Source organism: Pedobacter sp. 01T416_2 (assembly GCF_056398925.1).
This window is the reverse complement of sequence record NZ_JBFTQI010000438.1, coordinates 1-4,998: the sequence shown is the minus strand read 5'-3', so window position 1 is coordinate 4,998 and position 4,998 is coordinate 1. Positions and strand designations below refer to the sequence as shown.

3 protein-coding genes and 1 pseudogene are annotated in these 4,998 nt (G+C 44.5%); all 4 read left to right on the top strand.

Features of this window, described 5'->3' with window-relative positions; genetic code table 11:
- The first annotated feature begins 312 nt into the window (after positions 1-312).
- A complete protein-coding gene (locus AC1DPQ_RS17370; protein WP_477610363.1) occupies positions 313-1,656 on the top strand; it encodes a serine/threonine protein kinase in 1,344 nt (447 codons plus the stop codon).
- Between the two features lie 46 nt (positions 1,657-1,702).
- Positions 1,703-2,656 carry a hypothetical protein gene (locus AC1DPQ_RS17365; RefSeq protein ID WP_477584866.1) on the top strand — a complete coding sequence of 318 codons (954 nt, stop codon included), beginning with the start codon at positions 1,703-1,705 and terminating at the stop codon, positions 2,654-2,656.
- Positions 2,657-2,750: 94 nt separating this feature from the next.
- Entirely contained in the window at positions 2,751-4,196 is a 1,446-nt protein-coding gene (locus AC1DPQ_RS17360) for a PP2C family protein-serine/threonine phosphatase (protein ID WP_477610362.1), read from the top strand.
- A pseudogene (locus AC1DPQ_RS17355) lies at positions 4,183-4,998 on the top strand (hypothetical protein); the annotation flags it as partial. The gene AC1DPQ_RS17360 and the pseudogene AC1DPQ_RS17355, both read left to right, overlap by 14 nt.

Below are 4,998 nucleotides of genomic sequence, written 5' to 3'. Positions count from 1 at the left end.
CGCATATAATTCAATAGATGAGTTGGTGAAAGTTCGGACCCACCACTTTTTAATCGTACTAATGACCTTGTTGCCTTACCACTCTGGGTTCTGGCATAATAATGGCTCCATAAATAAGATGAAACCTGGATACTTTATTTTAGCAACGTCAGTTATTATTTCAAACAACCGATGTTATACATCGGGGACTGCCGGCAACAGTAGGAATTTCCTCCTGGCCAGGCAAAAAAAGGATTAGGCTGTGTAAGCCTCCATCATATTTATATTATTAATAGGCAACAAAAAATCCTTATAATTGTTATTAGGAGAAATATGAGTAAAGTATTTACAATTACAGAAGGACTGGAGAATTTAGGAGCGCTGCGAACGGGCGGACAAGGATCGGTATATAAAGGGAAACGCATCGGTGCAATCTACTCCGCAGTGAAATTAATCCCTACTCCAATATACAACGAGAACCGCGATGATAAAAATTACCGCAATTTTGAAAACGAGGTAGCAAAGTTGCTAAAGGTAAATGAGAATCCCAGTCCGAATGTTGTAAAAATGCTCAGTTTCGGCATAACCGAAAGCGGATCCTTCCCATTTATAGAAATGGAATATATAGAAGGGCCTGACCTTTGTGAGCTGCTCCAACCCCCACATCAAAAGATATTTACGCTAAGCGAAGTCATAAAAGTGGCACAACACCTCGCTGCTGCCCTTGAGCATTGCCATAAACTCGGGGTAAAACATGGCGACGTTAAGAGTAATAACGTTAAATACAATTTGCACACAGCGAATTATGTGTTACTGGATTTTGGACTTGCCATTATGAGTGAGGAGCAGCGTAGGAGTAGCATCCGGCATGCAGGTGCGGTGGAGTTTATGGCGCCCRAACAAAATGAAGGCAAAATGCTTCTGCAAACCGATGTTTACAGTTATGGCATCATCTTATATGAATTACTCGGAGGTCAGGTTCCCTTTCCTCTACCTGGAAATAGTGATACAGGGCGTAATGYGGTAATGATTGGTCATATGGAAAGTGAAGTGCCTGACGTGATTAACTTGCGCAGGGCAAACTTACCCACGGACTGGAGCGAGGAACAGAGAACCCGTGAAATGCAGGTTCCGGATTGGCTTCTAAAACTGATCGAAAAATGCCTGCAGAAAGATCCTATGCTCAGATACAGTGAGGGAATGGCCTTACATGAAGCGGTGCTTAGCGGAAGCTTATCGGGCAATGTTTTACCCATAGACCATTCAGCTATGGATTCGCTCAAAACGGAGAACGAAACCCTCCGTAAACAGGTATTGGCTCTGGAAAGTACAGCGCAGGCCCCAGAAAGAAACGGTATATTGTTACCTCATTTTACGTTTGCCCTTATGATCATCTCAATTATCGGATTGCTTGTTTTTCTGGGCTATTCCCAGTTTCGCAGCGAGCCACAGGCACAGCAAGCTGTCCAAACCATAGATTCGATCCCACCGGCAGTTGATACCACAGCACAGGAAAGAAGGAGAATGGCGAATCAGCGCAAGCTGGCTGAAGCAGCGGCAACAAAGCGGCTGGTGGATAGTGCAATTAACGCGGAGATCAAAAAAGCCAGAGATAAAGCTGCCGATAGCACAGAAGACCTTAAACCTGATACTTCAGTTAGCCCTGTACAGTTTTAATTTTTAAAAACAATTGCCCTTAACCGCCGCATAGGCACCCTAACTTATGGAAACAAAATCAAATTTCTGGCAGCGTATCGGTATTCAGGATTGGTTTCTAACCGATGAAAACAAGAGCAGTGACCAAAAAGCACCGCAACTCACTCCGGAAACCATCTACAGCTTTATCGTAGATAAATTTAAGGAGTCCATCAGGGAATTATCTTTTGCCGATCGCATCGTTTTTTATCATGAATTCATTATCACCTTCAACGCTGAAGATTACCGTGAATTTATAGACAATAAACAAGGGATTTTGGGTTTAATCGTACAGGAAACTGTCAAAAAATTCTATGCGATTTTAAGAGAACACCGGCAAGCCGGGAAAAATGTAGAACCATCCGGCTCAAAATGGGTATTCCGGTTGGTATCACATCCGGATTACGCAAGGGGCGATAAGGGTTTTATCGGAAAACTGCTGCCAGACAACAATCAGAAATCGGAAAATTTACGTGTAACATTCATTCCCCGACAAACCGGTATTGCGCAGACATTCGATATCAACAACGATATTTTAAAGGGCTTCACTTACTACAGCGAAGGCTATATGGAAATCCCATACGATGCTCAATTGGAATATGTTGATGGTAATACGACCCCGTCCAAGGACCAGGCCGTTCTCGGCCGGCTGGAAGCCATCATACCCGACAAGCAGTTTTCGGGCAAAAAAATAGAGTTCCTGATTAAAACAGAAGATACTATCGTTTCGGGAAATGATGACGGACGCGAAGATTCCAATATTTTCAAGATTGCCTCAGAATGGGCCAATTCACCACACCTACACATCCGCTATAACAAAACAGACGGTAATTTCTATTTAGCTTCTTTCGGCGAACTTACTACTTTGAACGAGGTTTTGGTACCACGCAGCGAAATTAATTCACCACAATGGGTTTCTTTGCCGCTGAACTCCAGGATGTTGCTCAACGGCATAATCGGTATAAACCTATTTAAATCCTAACTTATGTCGCAGCTGCTATCAATTTTATTGTTATCACTGGTCGTTGCGCTGATGATCGTTCATTTTAAAGACATTAAAAATTCCCGTAATAAAAATGGATAAACACTTTTTTGGCCTCACAGACACCGGCAAATCCAGAGACAACAACGAGGACAGCTTTATTGTTAAGTCCCTCACCAGCGATCAGTTGATTTTGGCAGCTGTAATAGACGGTGTAGGTGGCTATCACGGCGGCGAAGTAGCAGCGGGTATTGCTACGGAACAGATTTCGATGCAATTCTCAGGTCGTCCGGCCGATCCAATCTCGCAGATGATCAGCGCATTCAGGAATACAAATGAAATGATCATTGCCAAAAAGCAAACAGAGGCAGAACTTTCCGAAATGGCCTGCGTGGCCACTATGGTAATTGCGGATATTGAGCAGAATCAATTTTATTATGCGCACGTTGGCGATACCAGATTATATCTGCTACGGGACGGATCGCTGATTAAAATCTCTAAAGACCATTCATTTGTAGGTTTTCTGGAAGATTCGGGAAGATTGGATGAGGCTGCTGCTATGCAGCATCCAAAACGCAATGAAATTAATAAGGCGATCGGTTTCAGCGATCAGATTGCTACCGATGAGAGCTATATTGAAACCGGTCAATCTCCTTTCCTGCCGGGCGATCTCCTCTTATTATGCAGTGATGGGCTGACCGATATGGTAAACAGGCAGGATATTACTACCCTGCTTCTACAAGGAGATACACTTGCTAAAAAAGCAGGCAATCTCATCGCGCTTGCCAATGAAAACGGCGGGCGCGACAACATCACCGTTGTGCTGCTGCAGAACAACAAAGCGCCCCAAAAGGTAATACCAACCAGACCAGACTTTACACAACAGCCCCATGCAGCCGCAGGAGCAGAAAATAATGAGGCGATACGGACGCCTGAAAGCCCAGCACCGGAAACTCATGCAGCGCCCAAAAGAAATTATTGGTTCACTGCGCTGGTTATTTTATGCCTCATCCTTCTCGGCACTACCGTATTTTTGTATTTGCAGAACCCGCACACTACAGATACGGTCTCTACCCTTAGTCCATCACCAAAACGAAAAGTGAGAAACAGCCAGGAGCAGTTACTTCAAGATGCATTTGACCATGCCCTGGGGGACACGCTGGTACTATCCGACTCGATTTTTAAAAGTCCGGTCCTGATCAGCGATACTTTACGCCTGCGGAAAGATACCTTGTATGTTATCGCAAAGGGCATTGTGCTGCAAGCGGATAGTGGATACAAAGGTGCAGCCATAGCGATGCTGTCTCAATCAAGGCTATTGAAGCTGGACAGCCTGCAGTTTAAAGGTTTCGCTACCGCTATCGCCATTTCAGATCAGGTACTGTTACTCAAAAATGTCACCTTCACCAACTGTTTAATCCCGGTACAGAATAACATCCATTTTCCTGACGGGAAACCGGTAAATGCAGCACTGATGAAGATTGGTACACTAAAAGGCAACACCCCTAAAACCGCAGATTCAAAAAATGGAGCAGAATAAAGGAACTGTCAAAGTGAGCCGGACTCAGGAACGGATCTTCATATTAGCCACCGCAACCGTTCTCGCACTCTTCTTCTACCAATTATACGCGATTATTCAGCCTAGATTTGAAGAAGTTGGGCCACGCTTAAAAGCCGGCACCATGGTTAACCTGAATGCGGAAAAACCTGCCGAACATATCCGTAACCTACTTAAAAAAGGTTACTATTTTGAAGACCAGCGGGACATTGATCTGATAGAAAAAACCATTGCATCTGCAACGCCAAATGCCGAGCAACTCGACAACATTGGCGAAGTGAACAAACGCAGGTACTTTTTACCTGCAGATGAGGCCTATAAAAAAGGGGGGGAATCATTTAAAGCAAGGGTGTTGGCATCCCGGGCATTGCTTGGTTATACCGGTGATGATTCGCTTAAATTCGACCAGGAGCAAAGTAACCCCCGCCCATACCCCTCCCAGGTAAATCTCGGCATGGGCGAGTATGATATCAGTGGGAAAATCGTAGAGAATAAAAAAGCTGCGCCTGGTGTTTTAGTCCGGTTGGAAATGATTTTGCCACAGGACAGTATTTACAACGACGAGCCGACAGAAACCATCAAAAATATAACTGAAAAGGCTAATGGCATTACAAAGGTTTATACTTTGGATATTGCCGGTAAACGGAAATTACTCCAGCTCACCGCCTATGCCCGTACCGGTACTGCAGGGGAATTTACTTTTGCCAAGCTGCCCGGCAACCAGGCATTCAAAATATTGCCTTTAAAACCAGGTTTTCAGTTTGGCGCCTCCAAGGGCGTACAA